This window comes from Microbispora sp. ZYX-F-249 (genome assembly GCF_039649665.1).
Classification (GTDB): Bacteria; Actinomycetota; Actinomycetes; order Streptosporangiales; family Streptosporangiaceae; genus Microbispora; species Microbispora maris.
This window is the reverse complement of the sequence record NZ_JBDJAW010000063.1, coordinates 13174-28736: the sequence shown is the minus strand read 5'-3', so window position 1 is coordinate 28736 and position 15563 is coordinate 13174. Positions and strand designations below refer to the sequence as shown.

At 70.7% G+C, this 15563-nt stretch carries 14 protein-coding genes and 1 riboswitch; of the genes, 6 read left to right on the top strand and 8 right to left on the bottom strand.

The window, feature by feature from the left end; all coding sequences use genetic code 11:
• The first annotated feature begins 186 nt into the window (after nt 1–186).
• A complete protein-coding gene (locus AAH991_RS37680; RefSeq protein ID WP_346230740.1) occupies nt 187–2232 on the top strand; it encodes a S9 family peptidase in 2046 nt (681 codons plus the stop codon).
• Nucleotides 2229–3254 (top strand): L-glyceraldehyde 3-phosphate reductase, encoded by a 1026-nt coding sequence (mgrA, locus tag AAH991_RS37675; protein ID WP_346230738.1) that lies wholly within the window; start codon nt 2229–2231, stop codon nt 3252–3254. Before AAH991_RS37680 ends, mgrA begins: the two co-directional genes overlap by 4 nt.
• Before the next feature lie 188 nt (nt 3255–3442).
• Here the strand turns inward: mgrA and AAH991_RS37670 are convergent, their stop codons facing one another.
• Complete coding sequence (locus tag AAH991_RS37670; RefSeq protein ID WP_346230737.1) at nt 3443–5848, bottom strand: flippase-like domain-containing protein; 2406 nt, start codon at nt 5846–5848, stop codon at nt 3443–3445.
• A gap of 49 nt (nt 5849–5897) precedes the next feature.
• On the opposite strand from AAH991_RS37670, the gene AAH991_RS37665 reads away from it, so the two are divergent.
• Nucleotides 5898–6335 carry an RpiB/LacA/LacB family sugar-phosphate isomerase gene (locus tag AAH991_RS37665; RefSeq protein ID WP_346230736.1) on the top strand — a complete coding sequence of 146 codons (438 nt, stop codon included), beginning with the start codon at nt 5898–5900 and terminating at the stop codon, nt 6333–6335.
• 35 nt (nt 6336–6370) lie between these two features.
• The gene (locus AAH991_RS37660; protein ID WP_346230735.1) at nt 6371–8419 is read left to right on the top strand and encodes a molybdopterin-containing oxidoreductase family protein; all 2049 of its coding nucleotides are present in this window, start codon (nt 6371–6373) and stop codon (nt 8417–8419) included.
• Here the strand turns inward: AAH991_RS37660 and AAH991_RS37655 are convergent.
• A complete protein-coding gene (locus AAH991_RS37655; protein WP_346230734.1) occupies nt 8390–8839 on the bottom strand; it encodes a GNAT family N-acetyltransferase in 450 nt (149 codons plus the stop codon). The two genes, AAH991_RS37660 and AAH991_RS37655, sit on opposite strands and share 30 nt — an antisense overlap.
• An 85-nt stretch (nt 8840–8924) precedes the next feature.
• On the opposite strand from AAH991_RS37655, the gene AAH991_RS37650 reads away from it, so the two are divergent.
• Nucleotides 8925–9374, top strand: a complete 450-nt coding sequence (locus AAH991_RS37650) for a hypothetical protein (RefSeq protein ID WP_346230733.1) — start codon at nt 8925–8927, stop codon at nt 9372–9374.
• A 39-nt stretch (nt 9375–9413) separates the two neighbouring features.
• Here AAH991_RS37650 and AAH991_RS37645 read toward each other — a convergent pair whose 3' ends face one another.
• Together AAH991_RS37645 and AAH991_RS37640 are read right to left on the bottom strand one after the other, a co-directional pair.
• Nucleotides 9414–9791, bottom strand: coding sequence for a VOC family protein (locus tag AAH991_RS37645; RefSeq protein WP_346230732.1), 378 nt, complete (start codon nt 9789–9791; stop codon nt 9414–9416).
• A 41-nt stretch (nt 9792–9832) separates the two neighbouring features.
• Nucleotides 9833–10078: a CBU_0592 family membrane protein gene (locus AAH991_RS37640; RefSeq protein WP_346230731.1), complete on the bottom strand. Its 246-nt coding sequence runs from the start codon at nt 10076–10078 to the stop codon at nt 9833–9835.
• 5 nt (nt 10079–10083) lie between these two features.
• Nucleotides 10084–10155: riboswitch (guanidine-III (ykkC-III) riboswitch) on the bottom strand.
• 147 nt (nt 10156–10302) lie between these two features.
• On the opposite strand from AAH991_RS37640, the gene AAH991_RS37635 reads away from it, so the two are divergent.
• Nucleotides 10303–12126 (top strand): acyl-CoA dehydrogenase, encoded by a 1824-nt coding sequence (locus AAH991_RS37635; protein ID WP_346230730.1) that lies wholly within the window; start codon nt 10303–10305, stop codon nt 12124–12126.
• Between the two features lie 57 nt (nt 12127–12183).
• On the opposite strand, the gene AAH991_RS37630 is transcribed toward AAH991_RS37635, so the two are convergent.
• The 4 genes from AAH991_RS37630 to AAH991_RS37615 all read right to left on the bottom strand — a co-directional run bounded on the left by AAH991_RS37630 (nt 12184) and on the right by AAH991_RS37615 (nt 15535).
• Nucleotides 12184–13695 (bottom strand): sodium:solute symporter family protein, encoded by a 1512-nt coding sequence (locus AAH991_RS37630; RefSeq protein WP_346230729.1) that lies wholly within the window; start codon nt 13693–13695, stop codon nt 12184–12186.
• Between the two features lie 381 nt (nt 13696–14076).
• Entirely contained in the window at nt 14077–14370 is a 294-nt protein-coding gene (locus AAH991_RS37625) for a Dabb family protein (RefSeq protein ID WP_346230728.1), read from the bottom strand.
• Between the two features lie 143 nt (nt 14371–14513).
• Nucleotides 14514–15356 carry a hypothetical protein gene (locus AAH991_RS37620; protein ID WP_346230727.1) on the bottom strand — a complete coding sequence of 281 codons (843 nt, stop codon included), beginning with the start codon at nt 15354–15356 and terminating at the stop codon, nt 14514–14516.
• A 5-nt stretch (nt 15357–15361) separates the two neighbouring features.
• Nucleotides 15362–15535 carry a hypothetical protein gene (locus AAH991_RS37615; RefSeq protein ID WP_346230726.1) on the bottom strand — a complete coding sequence of 58 codons (174 nt, stop codon included), beginning with the start codon at nt 15533–15535 and terminating at the stop codon, nt 15362–15364.
• Between the last annotated feature and the right edge of the window lie 28 nt (nt 15536–15563).

The following is a 15563-nucleotide window of genomic DNA, read 5'->3' as shown; positions in this document are numbered from 1 at the left end:
TCCGGCACTGCCATGACCCGAGTTGAAGAGAACGCCGGGGGCTCCGGGTCTATTCCCCCTCGCCGCCAGCACTTCCAGGGACTCCTCCTTCGGCGCGAGGCGGTGTCCCCTCGCCGGTTGTCCACAGGCCGCAGCGAGGAGCATTGGCGGGACCACGCCGAACATAGACTTTGGCGGGTGAGCGACATGCCGCCTGTAGCGAAGAAGGTCTCCCTGGAGCGCACGCATCACGGTGACACCGTGATCGACGAGTACGCGTGGCTGCTCAAGAAGGACGACCCCGACACCATCGCGTACCTGGAGGCGGAGAACGCCTACACCCAGGAGATGACCGGCCACCTGCAGGATCTCCAGGAGGCCATCTTCAAGGAGATCAAGGGCAGGACCCTGGAGACGGACCTGTCGGTGCCCACCCGCAAGGGCGCCTGGTGGTACTACTCCCGCACCGAAGAGGGCAAGCAGTACGGCATCCAGTGCCGCGTGGCCGCCGACGGCGACAGCCCGCCGCAGCTGGAGCCGGGCACGCCGCTCCCGGGCGAACAGGTGATCCTGGACGGCAACGAGCTCGCCGGCGACAGTCCGTTCTTCTCCATGGGCACGAGCTCGATCAGCCCTGACGGCACGAAGCTCGCCTACTCGACCGACTTCTCCGGTGACGAACGCTTCACCCTCCGGTTCAAGGACCTGACGACGGGCGAGCTGCTCCCGGACGAGATCCCGGGGGTCTTCTACGGCGGCGCCTGGTCGGCCGACGGCTCCACGTTCTTCTTCACCACGGTGGACGAGGCATGGCGCCCGTACCGGATCCACCGTCACACTCTCGGCTCGGCCGAGGATGTCGTCGTCTACCAGGAGGACGACGAGCGCTTCTGGGTGGGCGTCGGACTGACCCGCAGCCAGCGCTACCTGGTGCTGACCTCCGGCAGCAAGATCACCAGTGAGGTGCGGGTCCTCGACGCGGACACCCCGGACGGCGAGTTCACCGTCGTGCGGCCCCGGCGCACCGGTGTGGAGTACGGGCTGGAGCACGCCGCCGGCCGCTTCCTCATCCTGCACAACGACGGCGCCGTGAACTTCGAGCTCGCCACCGCCCCGCTCGACGATCCGGGGAGCTGGACTCCGCTGATCGAGCACAGGGACGACACCAGGCTGCTCGATGTGGACGCCTTCAAGGACTTCGTCAGCGTGCGCTTCCGCCGTGACGGCCTCACCGGCATCAGGATCCTGCCCGGTGACGGCGGCGAGCCGTACGAGATCTCGTTCCCGGAACCGCTGTACGACGTGGCGCCGACCGGCAACGCGGAGTTCGAGACCGGCAGGCTCCGCCTCAGCTACACCTCGATGGTGACGCCGCCGTCGGTCTACGACTACGACCTGCGGTCCGGCGAGCTGATCCTGCTGAAGCAGAGGGCGGTGCTCGGCGGCTACGACCCGGCCGACTACGAGCAGTTCCGCGAGTGGGCCACCGCTCCGGACGGCACCCGGATCCCGCTCTCGATCGTGGTCCGCAAGGACACGAGCCGGCCCGCCCCCACCCTGCTCTACGGCTACGGCAGCTACGAGTCGTCCATCGACCCCTACTTCTCGGTGGCCCGGCTCTCGCTGCTCGACCGGGGGTTCGTGTTCGCGATCGCCCACGTGCGCGGGGGCGGCGAGATGGGCCGCCGGTGGTACGAGGACGGCAAGCTGACCAGGAAGAAGAACAGCTTCACGGACTTCGTGGCGTGCGCGCGGCATCTCAAGGCCGGCGGCTGGTCCGATCAGATCATCGCCAGAGGCGGCTCGGCCGGTGGCCTGCTCGTGGGCGCGGTCGCCAACCTGGCGCCGGAGGAGTTCGCGGGGATCGTCGCCGAGGTCCCGTTCGTGGACGCGCTGAACACGATCCTCGACCCGTCGCTGCCGCTCACGGTGACCGAGTGGGACGAGTGGGGTGATCCGCTGCACGACCCCGAGGTCTACGCGTACATGAAGACCTACTCGCCCTACGAGAACGTGGACGGCCGGACGTACCCGGCGATCCTGGCGACCACCAGCCTGAACGACACACGGGTGCTCTACCACGAGCCGGCCAAGTGGATCGCCCGGCTCCGCGCCACCGCTCAGGGCGGCCCGTTCCTGCTGAAGACCGAGATGGGCGCCGGCCACGGAGGCCGCAGCGGCCGTTACGACGCCTGGCGTGAGGAGGCGTTCGCGCTCTCCTGGATCCTCGACCGAGTTGGAGTGACCGAGTGAGCTATGTGGCAGCCGAGGGCCGGTACGGGCCCATGCCGTACAACCGGACCGGACGGAGCGGGCTGAGGCTGCCCGCGGTGTCGCTGGGGTTGTGGCACAACTTCGGCGACGACAAGCCGATCGAGACCCAGCGGGCCATCCTCCGCCGGGCCTTCGACCGCGGAGTCACCCACTTCGACCTCGCCAACAACTACGGTCCGCCGTACGGCTCGGCGGAGATCAACTTTGGGCACATCTACCAGCAGGACTTCACCAGGTACCGCGACGAGCTGGTGATCTCCACCAAGGCGGGGTACGACATGTGGCCCGGCCCGTACGGCAACTGGGGGTCGCGCAAGTACCTGCTCGCGAGCCTCGACCAGTCGCTGAAGCGGATGGGCCTCGACTACGTCGACATCTTCTACAGCCACCGGTTCGACCCGGAGACGCCCCTGGAGGAGACCATGGGGGCGCTCGCCCACGCGGTCCGCTCGGGCAAGGCGCTCTACGCGGGCATCTCGTCCTACTCCCCGGAGCGGACCCGGGAGGCCGCGGCGATCCTGCGGGACATGGGCACCCCGCTGCTCATCCACCAGCCCTCCTACTCGATGCTCAACCGGTGGATCGAGAACGGGCTGCTCGACGTGCTGGAGGAGGAGGGCGCGGGCTGCATCGCGTTCTCCCCGCTGGCGCAGGGCATGCTGACCGGCCGCTACCTGGACGGCATCCCGAAGGACTCGCGGGCGGCCCAGGGCAAGTCGCTCGATCCGTCGCTGCTGACCGAGGAGAGCCTGCGCCACGTCCGGCGGCTCGACGAGATCGCCCGGCAGCGCGGCCAGTCGCTGGCGCAGATGGCCCTGGCCTGGGCGCTGCGCGACGCGCGTGTGACGTCGGTGCTGATCGGCGCGAGCAGCGTCGATCAGCTCGACGACAGCCTCGACGCGATCAATCGGCTCGACTTCACGCAGGACGAGCTGGACGCGATCGACAAGGACGCGGTCGACTGCGGCATCAACCTCTGGGCCGCTTCCAGCGCGCACTGAGCGTTCACGAGCCACGGGGGCACGGCGCGGGCGGCGCGTGCCCCCGCGGCTCGTGACCCCTGCTTTGGCCCCCCGGCTCGTAACCCCTGCTCGTGACCCCTGCTCGTGACCCCTGCTCGTAACCCCCTCGGCTCGTCGCCCCCGGCGATCCGCCGGGCGGGCAGGGGATGCCCAGGCGGCAGGCCGGTTCAGAGGGCGTTCTGACGCTGGAGGTAGGCGAAGGAGGCCCAGCCGGGCAGGACGGGGAGCCAGAACGTCATCAGCCGGAACAGCAGCACGGCCGAGGTGGCGATGGGTCCCGGCACGCCGGCGACCTGCAGGCCCAGTGACAGGGCGTACTCCACCGCGCCCAGTCCACCCGGTGTCGGGGCGGCCGAGCCGATGGCGTTGCCGGCCAGGAACACCACGGCGACGGCCGTGAAACTGGCCTCGCCGCCGAAGGCCTGCACGCACGCCGACAGGCAGATCACGAAGCTCAGGGTGAGCAGCAGGGTCCCGCCCACCGCCTCGAAGATCTTCTTGGGCGACTGCACCACGTCGAGCAGCCGCGGGATCACCCCCGAGAACATCGCACGCAGCCGAGTGGTCAGCACGCGGCGCAGCGGCCGTACGGCGAGCACGATCAGGAAGAGCACCGCGACGCCGAGCAGCACGACGAGCAGGCCCCGCGACGGGGTGAGCGACGGCGCGGCCTGCGTCCCGGTGAGGTAACCGAACAACAGCAGCAGCATGATGTGCATGGCCAGGCCGATGAGCTGCGAGGCCCCGACACTGGTCACCGCCGCGCCCGGTGGGACGCCTCGTTTCTGCAGGTAGCGGGTGTTGAGCGCGACGCCGCCGACGGCGGCGGGCGCGACCAGCTTCACGAACGACGCGGCGAGCTGGGCCAGGACCGTACGGCCGAGCGGCAGCGGCTCGGGCACGAACCCGCGCAGCATGATCGCCGCCGCGACGTAGCTGAGGGCGCCGGCGACCAGCGCGACCCCGCTCCACGCCCAGTTGGCCGTGGTGAGGACGGTGATCAGGTTGACCTGGCTGAGCTGGGAGAGCAGGAAATAGGCACCGAGCGTGCTGACGATGATCGTCACGAGCGTCCGGGGGCGGAACCGCTCGAGCCGCACCTCCTCGACCTCGGCCTGCGGCTTCAGCGCGGTGATCTGCTCGCGGATGGCGGGCAGGAGCTTCCTGTCCCGGCGGGCGGCCGTCCGGGTCTCCCGGCTCAGCGCGATCCGCTGGAGCAGCGGCATCGCCCCGGCGAGCGTGTCCTCCCCCAGCACCTTCGCCGCCGACGCGACAGAACGCTCGGCTCCCACCCGCGTGCCGAGGTAGGCGAGGAGCTGGGCGATGTCGAGCCGCAGCAGCAAGTCGCCGGCCGCGATCTCGCCGCTGCGGGCGTCCACGAGGTAGACGTTCCGGTGGGCGTCGACGTGGATGCTCTCGCCGGTCAGGTGGCGGTGGGCCAGGCGATGCGCGTGCAGCAGCCGGACCTGCTCCCACATCCGCGCCAGCAGTTCGTCGTCGAAGTCCTCGTCGCGCAGGTCGCCCACCGGCCGGGTGTCCACGTGCTCGTAGGCGAGCAGCGCGGCCTCGGTGCCGACCTCGCTCGTGCCGAGCAGGCGCGGCAGCCGCACCCCGGCGGCCTGCGCGGCGTACGCCATCAGCGCCTCGCGCTCGAGTTCGGCGCGCAGCGAGCGGATGGCCCTGCGCCGCGTCTCGCTGTTGAGCAGGAAGCGCCGCCACAGCCGGTAGATGACGCCCGCCACCTGCCGGTCCCGGTCGAGCACGGTCACGTCGATCCGCCGGTCGCCGATGAGGCCGACCAGGTAGCGGCGGCTGCCCGAGCTGTCGTCCTCCACCCGCCTGGCGCTGACCGGCGTGAACCCGAGTTTGCGCAGGGCGGCCAGCACGGCGCTGCCGGGCGGCCGGGTGTTCGCGCTGCCGATGCCGTACAACGTGCCGAACCCGACGGCGAGGCCGACGACGTAGGTGAGGATCACGCCGAGCGCGGTGACCTTGGTGGCGGTGAAGAGCGCGAACACGTCCAGGGCGAGCGCGACCCACATGAGCGCCCGCCAGTGGGGACGCCGCCCCATCCGCACCGCGGTGGCGTACGCGATGGCGGGGGTGAGCACGGTGTTGAGCGGCTCGACCTCCCTGCCGCCGGTGAGCAGTTGCACCAGGTCGGCCGGGCCCGCCTGGACGAGCCACTCGTCCAGCGCGTACGACACGAGCAGGGCGAGGATCGCGGCGATCAGCCCCTGGGTGACCCGCATGCCGTCGCGGTGGAAGACCCGTTCGACGGCGAACGCGACCGGGACGATGAGCACGGCGACGCCGCCCAGCAGCCCGGCGGCGGCCGAGAGCACCTCGGGGGCGCGGCCGGTGCCTGCCTGGACGTCGGTCTCCAGGCCGTTCAACGTGCGCTGCAGGGCCAGAGCCAGCAGCACGACGGCGCCGAGGGCCAGCAGCGTGAGCAGGAACCGCAGCGCGTCGGAAGGACGGCGGATCCGCTGCGGCAGCAGAGGCTCGACGACGAGGACAGCTCCTTGGCCAGGAGTGTCCAGCGCTATGTCCTGCTCCTTGATGCCTCTCACCACCAGCGATTCTGTGCGATCTTCGCACTCGGTGTCCACAATTGACGGCATGCGTATATCCCTGGCCTCGGACAGCCTCGACGGAATCGCGTCGGTGCTTGCGGCCGAGGTGGAACGGCGCGGCCATTCAGTCACACTCTATGGAGCGCTGGCCCCCGGTGACCGGGCTGATTGGGCATGGTGCTGCTCCGCCGCCGCGAGAGACGTGGCGGAGGGCCGCGCCGACCAGGCCGTGGTCTGCTGCTGGACCGGCACCGGCGCGTCCATCGCGGCGAACAAGGTCGCGGGGGTGCGGGCGGCGCTGTGCGCCGATGCCGCCACCGCCGCGGGCGCCCGCGAGTGGAACGACGCCAATGTGCTCGCGCTCAGTCTTCGCCTCACCTCCCGGCAGGTTCTGACGGAGATCCTGGACGCGTGGTTCGCCGGGACGCCGAGCACCGATCCCGAGGACGCCGCGAACATCGCGTACGTCGGGGAAATCCGGTAGAGCCCGCCCGCGGACGGCACGCTAACGTCGATGCCATGAGCACGTCGCTACCCGTCCTCGGCGCCTGCCCGCTCGACTGCCCCGACACCTGTTCCTGGGTCGTCACCGTACGCGACGGCGAGGCCGCCGGGCTGCGCGGCAACCGCGACCACCCCTACACGCGCGGGGCCCTGTGCGTGAAGGTCAACCGCTACCTGGAGCAGGTGCGGTCGCCCGAGCGCATTCTCCACCCGATGAAGAGGGTGGGCCCGAAGGGTTCCGGCCGGTTCGAGCGGATCAGCCTGGACCAGGCGCTGTCGGAGATCGCCGCCAAGCTGGCGTCGATCGTCGAGGAGCACGGCGGCGAGGCGATCTGGCCCTACCAGGGCACCGGGACGCTCGGGTACGTCCAGGGCGAGTCGGGCAACGCGGGGCGGCGGTTCTGGAACGCCCTCGGCGCGTCCCGGCACGACCTCAACATCTGCGCGCGGGCCGGCAACGACGGGCTGCGGTACGTCAACGGGACTCCCGGCGGCATGGACCCCGAGACGTTCGCCCTGTCGCGGCTGATCCTGCTGTGGGGCACCAACACGCTGACCAGCGGCCACCACCTGTGGAAGTTCGTCCAGGACGCCCGCGCCGCCGGAGCGTACGTCGTGGCGATCGACCCCATCCGCACGCGTACGGCCGACCAGGCGGACGAGCACCTGCCGATCAGGCCGGGCACCGACGCCGCGCTCGCCCTCGGCCTGCTGAACGTCGTGCTGGAGGAGGGCGCGGAGGACCGCGCGTACATCGAGGAGCACACGACCGGCTGGGACGAGTTCGAGGCCGAGATCCGCAGGCATCCCCCGGCGCTGGTGGCGGAGATCACCGGCCTGCCCGAGGAACGCGTCCGCGCCCTCGGTGTACGGCTCGCGCACACCCGCCCGACCGGCATCCGGGCCACGATGGGCATCCAGCGGCACGCGGGCGGCGGGGCGGCGATGCGGGCGATCGCCTGCATCCCCGGCGTCACCGGCGACTGGCGGTACCCCGGCGGCGGGGTGGCGTACTCCACCTCGGGGTACGCCCCCGCGGGCCCCGACCCCCGCGACGACCTGCTGCCGCACCCCGTGCGTACGCTCACGATGACCCGGCTGGCCGACGGTCTGGACGAGTCGGTCAAGTGCCTGTGGGTCTACGCGGCCAACCCCCTCGGCTCCACCTCGGACCAGAACCGGATCAGGGCGGCGCTGACGCGGGAGGACCTGTTCACGGTGGTGATGGAGCAGTTCCCGACCGACACCGTCGACTACGCCGACTACGTGCTGCCCGCCACCATGCAGATCGAGCACCTCGACGTGCACCACGGCTACGGGCACATGTACATGGTGTGGAACGAGCCCGCCGTCGAGCCGCCGGGCGAGTGCCTGTCCACCACCGAGACGTTCCGCCGGCTCGCCCGGGAGATGGGGCTGACCGAGCCGTCCCTGTACGACACCGACCTCGAACTTGCCGAGCAGACGCTCTCCCAGGTGGGCATCTCCGTGGAGGAGATCCGCAAGCAGGGCTGGGCGCGCCTGCGGGTGGCCGACCCGTTCGTGCCCTTCACCGAGGGCTTCCCGACGCCGAGCGGGCGGCTGGAGTTCGCCTCCGAGAGGGCGGAGGCCGACGGGCTGCCGCGTGTCGCGGGCTACGTCCCCTCGCTCACGGCCCGTACGGCTCCCGCCGACCGGCCGCATCCGCTCGTCATGATCACCCCGGCCGCGCACACGTTCCTCAACACGCAGTTCGCCAACAACCCGGAGCTGCGCAAGCGGTCGAAGGGCCCCACCGTGCTGGTCAACCCCGCCGACGCCGCCGCCCGCGGCCTCGTGGACGGGCAGGCCGCCCGGGTCTTCAACGGCAACGGCGAGTTCCGGGCGTACGTGGAGGTCAGCGACCGGGTGGCGCCGGGGGTGGTGGCGGCGCCGAAGGGCCACTGGCCCAAGCTGTCGGCCGGTGCGAACCCCAACGCGCTCGTGGACGAGCGGGACGCCGACATGGGCCGGGGCGCGGTCTACCACGACAACTTCGTCGACGTCGCCCCGCTGTCACAAAGCGAGCTTGAACCCCTCGTGTGAGGCGGTGAAGCCGAGCGAGCCGTAGAAGCGGTGGGCCTCGGTGCGGGCCTTGTCGGACGTCAGCTGCACCAGCGCGCAGCCGCGTTCCCCGGCCCGCCCGACCGCCCACCGCAGCATCTCCCGGCCGATCCCCCGGTTGCGGTGGGGCACGGCGACCCTGACCCCCTCGATCTGCGCGCGCTCCCCGCCCCGGCGGGACAGCCCGGGGATGTAGGTGAGCTGCATGGTCCCGACGATCTCGCCGCCCGACTCCACGACGATCAGCTCGTTGCGCGGGTCGGCGTCCACCGCCTCGAAGGCGGCGAGGTAGTCCGGCTCCATCGGGGACGACGGGCGGGATGCCGTGATCGGGTCATCGTTGATCATCGCCACGATGACGGGGACGTCCTCACGCCGGGCCGTACGGAATTCGAGATCCATGCCGGGAGACTAACCGGGGCGCGTCAGGGGCGGCTCAGGGACTTCCCCGATGCCGCGGAAACGCCCAAAAGGGCACGCTGAAGTCATGAACGAACTGACCCGAATGGACGAGATGTCCTTGGCCGGCGCGGCCCTGCGCGGCGCGCCCTGGCGGGCCGCGGCGACGTCCGGCGGGGCGGTCGCGGCCACGAGCTTCCTCCTGGGCGTCATCCTGCCCGGCCCGGCCGACCTGACCTGGGCCCTGTGCGCGGGCATCACGGTGTTCGCCCTCGTCGCCGCGATCGGCGCGATCTCCAAGCCGGACGCCGGCGACCGCGTGACCCGGCAGGCGCGCCTCTGGGCGCTGCGCCACCCCTGGCGCTTCTCGCTCTATCCGAGCCTCGGCGCCGCGGCGCTGATGTACCCGGTGCAGCTCGTGATCGACCGCGAGGGCGTCTTCGGCGCGGCCTGGGACGCGTTGTGGGGCGGCGCGCTCGTGCTGCTGATCACCGCCGTTCTCACGGTCTCGATGCGCGGCCGCGCCAAGGGCGCCTGATCCTCAGGCTTCCCGCTCCGCCGCGCCGCGGCGGACTTCTCAGGCTTCCCGCTCCGCCGCGCCGCGGCAGACGCAGAACTCGTTGCCCTCGGGGTCGAGGAGAGTGACCCAGCCGGCGCCGTCCGGCGTGCGGTGGTCCTCGTACGGCTTGGCCCCGAGCGCGAGCAGCCGCTCCACCTCCTGGTCGCGGGTGCCGTTCCCGGTCGGCCTCACGTCGAGGTGCAGGCGGTTCTTGACCGTCTTGCCCTCGGGCACCTGGATGAAGAGCAGGTGCGGAGGGCCGTCCGGACGGTCCAGCATGACCTCGTCGTCCTCCGGCTCGGAGTCCACGAGCGGCCAGCCCAGGGCCTCGCTCCACCACTGGGCCAGTTCGTACGGCCGGGCGCAGTCGATCGTCGTCGTCTGGATCTCAATCATGCGCCCACCCAATCCCGACACCGGCAAAGGTGTCAAACAGGTTATGTGGCCGCCCGCCGCGGTCGAAGCGCCCGGACGAGGCCGACCGCGGACACCAGGGCCCAGACCCCCTCCAGCAGCAGGAATCCCCAGTCGTCGTCCGCGTACGCGAGCCACGCGAGCACCGCGGAGCCGACGAGGTTGAGCACGAGGTAGATCTTCGAGCTGTTGTCGAGGACGTTCATCTGGGAGAGCAGGAACGCGCCGAGAATCAGGACGGCGCCGACGATCTGCAGAACTTGGTCCATGTCCTTCCGCCCACCGTCTTCGCTGGTCCGGGTACGGCGGGCACCTCGTCCGGGAAGACCGCGGATCGCGGCCTTCTCACAACGGGACGATACCGGCTGTGAGCCCTCAATCCGTGCGATCTGTGGCACAGACCCTGGATAAGGGCGGTTACTCGCGGGTAGCATTCCTTTAGAGTTACCGACCAGTACGTTACCCCCGGGTTCGGTTCTAGGAGCGCACACAGATGGGTCACTACAAGAGCAACCTCCGCGACCTGGAGTTCAACCTCTTCGAGGTGTTCGGCCGCAGGGAGATCCTCGGCACCGGCCCGTTCGCCGAGGTCGACGAGGACACCGCGCGAAGCGTGCTGGACGAGGTCAACCGGCTGGCCACCGGCCCGATCGCCGACTCGTTCGAGGACGCCGACCGCCACCCGCCCGTGTTCGACCCCGCCACCCATAGCGTGGCCATGCCGGAGAGCTTCAAGCGCTCCTACCAGGCCTGGGTGGACGCCGAGTGGTGGCGTCTCGAGCTGCAGCCGGAGCTCGGCGGCACGCCCGCCCCGCGCAGCCTCGTGTGGGCCATGGCCGAGATGGTGCTCGGCGCCAACCCCGCCGTATGGATGTTCGCCTGCGGCCCGGCCTTCTCCCGCCTGCTGTTCGAGCTCGGCACCCCCGAGCAGAAGCGGTTCGCCGAGATGGCCGTCGAGCGGCGCTGGGGCGCGACCATGGTGCTCACCGAGCCCGACGCCGGCTCCGACGTCGGCGCGGGCCGTACGAAGGCGGTCCGGCAGCCCGACGGCACCTGGCACATCGAGGGCGTCAAGCGCTTCATCACCAGCGCCGAGCACGACATGGCCGAGAACATCTTCCACCTCGTGCTGGCCCGGCCCGAGGGCGCCAAGCCCGGCACCAAGGGCCTGTCGATGTTCCTGGTGCCGAAGTACCTGGTGGACCTGGAGACCGGCGAGCTGGGCGAGCGCAACGGCGTCTACGTCACCAACGTCGAGAAGAAGATGGGCCTGAAGGTCTCCACGACCTGCGAGCTCACCCTCGGCGAGAAGCACCCCGCCATCGGTTACCTGGTCGGCGACGTGCACGACGGCATCCGGCAGATGTTCATGGTGATCGAGCACGCCCGCATGATGGTGGGCGCCAAGGCCATCGCCACGCTGTCCACCGGCTACCTCAACGCGCTGGACTTCGCCAAGAACCGCGTCCAGGGCGCCGACCTGACCCGCTCGGGCGACAAGACCGCGCCGCGCGTCACCATCACCCACCACCCGGACGTACGCCGCGAGCTCATGCTGCAGAAGTCGTACGCCGAGGCGATGCGGGCGCTGGTGCTCTACACGGCGACGATCCAGGACCAGATCCAGATCGCCGAGTTCGAGGGCCGCCGCGACGAGGCCGCCGAGGCGCTCAACGACCTGCTGCTCCCGCTGGTGAAGGGCGTCGGCTCCGAGCGGTCGTACGAGCTGCTGGCCCGCTCGCTGCAGACCCTCGGCGGCTCGGGCTTCCTGCAGGACTACCCGATCGAGCAGTACATCCGCGACTCGAAGATCGACTCGCTGTACGAGGGCACGACCGCCATCCAGGGGCAGGACCTGTTCTTCCGCAAGGTCCTGAAGAACCAGGGCGCGGCGCTGGGGTCGCTGCTCGGTGACATCAAGGCGTTCGCCGCCTCCCAGGCGGGCAACGGACGGCTGAAGGTCGAGCGCGGCCTGCTCGACGAGGCGGCCGACGAGGTCAAGGCCATGGCCGACACGATGGCCGGATGGGCGATCTCCTCCATGGAGACGCCGCAGGAGGTCTACAAGGTCGGGCTCAACACCACCCGGTTCCTCATGGCGCTGGGCGACCTGGTGCTGGGCTGGCTGCTGCTGCGTCAGGCCGAGGTCGCGCTGAACGCCCTGTCCGCCTCGGAGGACGACAAGGCGTTCTACACGGGCAAGGTCGCCGCGGCCTCGTTCTTCGCGCAGACCGTCCTGCCCCGGCTGGCCGCCGAGCGCCGCGTGCTCGCCGCCACCGGCCAGGACCTCATGGAACTGCCCGAAGAGTCCTTCTGATCCGATTCCGGTTCGGTACGGCCGCCGCCCACGAGTCGGCGCGGCGGCCGTACCGCGTCACGCCGACGCGGGAAGCGGGCGGGCGGCGCCGTCCTCGTCGGTGTTGACAGTGCGGAGCAGCTCCTCGCGCTCGGGGGTGTTCTCCGGGCGGACGAAGCCGATGACCGTGAACAGCACGAGCGAGGTGGCCACCGGTGCGGCCGTGGACACGGCGGTCGACAGGCCGCTGACGCCGTAGTTGGTGAGCCAGAAGACGAACAGGCCCGCCGCCCACGAGATCAGCGCCGCCGTCGGACCGGAGCGGCGGAAAAGCGGCAGCATGCCGAGCAGCAGCGGGATCGAGATCGGGCCCATCAGACCGGCCACCCACTTGATGACGACCGTGATGATGTCCTTCAGCACCGGGCTGTTGACCTGCGTGGCCACGGCCATCGACAGCGCGATGAACGCGACCGTGGTGACGCGGGCCGCGACCAGGGCGGCCCGGGTGTCCCAGCCCCGCGCCGCGCGGGACAGCACCGGGATCACGTCGCGGGTGAAGACCGAGGCGATCGCGTTCGCGTCGGAGGAGGCCATCGCCATCGTGTGGGAGAAGAAGCCGGCGATCACCAGGCCGAGCAGGCCGTGCGGGATGAGCTGGGTGGTCAGCAGCGCGTAGGAGTCGCTCGCGTCCGGCTTGGTCGCGTGGACCAGCAGCGGCGCGGCCCACATCGGGAAGAACAGCAGCAGTGGCCAGATCGCCCACAACACGGCCGACAGCCGTGCGCCGCGGGCCGCCTGCGCCGCGTTCGGCGCGGCCATGTACCGCTGGGCCTGGTTCCACATGCCGCCGTTGTACTCGAACGTCTTGATGAACAGGAACGCGAGCAGGAACGTCACGGTGAAGGGACCGTTGAGCGGCTGGGCGTGCCCCTCCGGCAGGCGATCCCACATCCCGCCGATGGCGTCGATGCCGCCGAGCTTGGCGAGGACGGCGACCAGCATGACGACACCGGCGAGAAGCTGGATGACGAACTGCCCGAAGTCGGTGAGCGCGTCGGCCCACAGGCCGCCGACCGTGCAGTAGACGGCGGTGACGACACCGGTGATCAGGATGCCCTGGTTGAGCGACAGGCCGGTGAACGTCGACAGCAGCGTCGCGATCGCGGCCCACTTGGCGCCGACGTCCACGATCTTCAGCAGGCCGCCGGACCAGGCAAGCGCCTGCTGCGTCGGCACGTTGTACCGCTTGGCGAGGAATTCCAGCGGGGAGCTGACCCTGAGCTTCGACCGGATCCGGTTCAGCCGCGGCGCGAACAGCACCGAGCCGATCGCGATGCCGATGGCGATCGGGAACGCCCAGGTGACGTACGACGTGGCGCCGTAGAGGTAGGCGATGCCGGCGTATCCGGTGAACATGACGGCGCTGTAGCCGGACATGTGGTGCGAGATGCCGGCCAGCCACCAGGGCATCTTGCCCCCGGCGGTGAAGAAGTCACTGATATTGCCGATGCGCCGGTGCGAGTAGACGCCGATCGCCACCATGACGATGAAATAGGCGCCGAGGACGTACCAGTCCAATTGGTTCACGCGCGTCGTACCTCCGGGTGAACGGCGGCACCCGGACCGACAAACCGCCTGGCCTCGTTACGATGCGCCCGCCGCCCGCCCGCCGTCAATGGCGGGTTCGCAGGTCACGGGCTCGCGGAGGACGGGATCAGACCCGTGACGCAGGTCACAGGCCGTTCATATACATGAACGCAATTCGCGTATCCGAATCGTTATCGGGCACAGCCTTGATCCCGCACAGGCCGGAGGGTGAGAGTGTGCGGCGAAATGAGATTCCAGCAAGCGGCACACGACGGGCCTGTCACCGCCTGGCACCGGTGATCGTCCGGCAAGGCACGTGGGCGGAGACGGGAGGACGAGGGGCGCCGCCCCGGCGCCCTCCCCGTGAGCACGCCCAGCGGTTCAGAGGTTGTACTGCACGGCCGCACGGGCGGCGAGGATCGGCGTGATGCACTCGTCGATCACCGCGCGGTGCGCCGGGTGGTCCCGGTAGACGACGTAGTCCTCCGGGGAGTCGAAGTCGGCGACCACGGCGAAGGAGAAGTTGCCCTGGTTGACGCCCGCGTCCGGACCGATCTGATAGGAACGCAACTCGGAGATGACGTCCGGCAGCCCGCCCAGCCGCCTGGCCACCTCGGCGCGCTGCTCCTCGGTGGCGTCATCGGTCCACTTCAGCAGCACGACGTGGCGGAACATGCACTCCCCCTGGGACGAGGCTCACGCGGCCACCGCGGCCGCGCCGTTGACGGCGTTCATCCTCTCATCCCCCACGCCCGCGGAGGGGACCGCCGCCCCGCGTGACGCCGGCGCCCACGCCGGACACCTCGGGACGGCGGCGGTCACAGCCAGTGCCACTCGACGGAGGCCCGCCTGCGCCGTGCGGCGAGCCATTCGCGGAAGGCGTCCGCGCCCGCCGCGGCCAGCGTCTCCGCGTCGTCGTCCCGCGCCACCCGGCGCTCCAGCACGATCCCGGTCAGATAGCCGGCGCCGTACGTCGTCGGGCCGACCAGCGTGTCGTGCGCGGCGTGGCGCAGGGGCGCGGGCAGGTCCCTGGCCCACCGCTCGCCCACGATCATCACCGCCTCCCCACGGCCCACCAGGCCGGCCGGGCCTCGCAGCGACTCCCCGTTCACCGGCTCCGGGCCCGTCACCCACAGGGCGCGTACGCGGTCGAAATCGCAGCGGTGGGCCGCGAGATGGCCCCGCGCGAGCTCGGCCTCCTTGCGCCGCCGGAAGCGCCGCCGCCGCGCCATTCCGGCGATGAACGCCTCGAACTGCTCGCCGGACAACGGCAGCTCCGCCAGCCAGGCCAGCGTGGAGGCGCGGTCGCGCAGGCCGTGGCCGGCGCGGAAATCCTCGGCCGCGGCCCGGAGCTCGCTCTCGTCGAGCGGCTCGTGGTCCTCCAGCGTCTCGTCCATCAGCAGGCACTGCTCGACGATCTCTTCGAGCAGGCACCGCTCGGCGCGGTCACCGTACGGCGGCCGGCACACCAGCATGAGCGCCTCGGTGGCCCGCAGGCGCACCCGGTCCACCGTGACCAGGTATCCGGCGACGGCGGGATGCCCGGCCGGCACGGGCACGCCACCGTCAGTCGGGCCGGAGACGGCCGTACGGCGGCGGAACAGGTCACGCAGCAGTTCGACGGCTTCGGCGAGGACCACGGCGACCGCGGTCGCGGGCATGGCGGTCACCGCGAGCCGGCGGCGACGCCCGCCGTCGCCCGTGACCCGGCAGCCGTCACCCGCGACCCGGCGGGACACGCGCCGGTGTCCCACCGGGTCACGGGGACGCCCAGGCGCTCGATCTTCGGGAGGACGCGGCACACGGTGGTGTCCCGCCGGTCGAACGGGATGAGGATCACAGGCGGACACGCTAGGAATCGCCGCTTG